Genomic DNA, 459 nt, shown 5'->3' with positions numbered 1-459 from the left:
GCTTAGGCCTTGTTCTTTCATTTCATCTAATATAATATTGGCAATTCCCATACCAGCTGTTCCCGCGCCATAAATCAGTATCTTTTGATTTGTTAATTTCTCTTTTGAAATATTTAGCGCCCCAAGGATACCAGCTAAAACTACGATGCCAGTCCCTTGTACATCATCGTTAAATGTAGCTAACTCATTTTCATATTTTTTTAATATTTTAGTTGCATTATTACGACCAAAATCTTCCCAATGTAATAATGCATTAGGAAATTGACGTTGTACTGCTTTAACGAAAGAATCAATAAAACTATCATATTTTTCTCCACTTACACGTTTATGACGATTGCCTAAGTAAAGTTCATCGTTTAATAAACTTTCATTATTTGTACCTACATCTAGTGAAACTGGCAACACTTTGCTAGGATCAATACCCGCAGCGGCTGTATAGACCATAAGTTTACCTATAGC

Annotated in this window: 1 protein-coding gene; it reads right to left on the bottom strand. The window is 34.4% G+C overall.

Annotated features, from left to right (window positions below; translation table 11 throughout):
* Window positions 1–459: malic enzyme-like NAD(P)-binding protein (locus HZY83_RS03170; RefSeq protein ID WP_305038419.1), on the bottom strand; the 459-nt coding region annotated here is incomplete at both ends.

It is taken from the genome of Gemella sp. GH3 (assembly GCF_013415425.1).
Taxonomy (GTDB): domain Bacteria; phylum Bacillota; class Bacilli; order Staphylococcales; family Gemellaceae; genus Gemelliphila.
The sequence above is the reverse complement of the archived record's forward strand: the minus strand, read 5'-3'. Positions and strand labels throughout refer to the sequence as shown.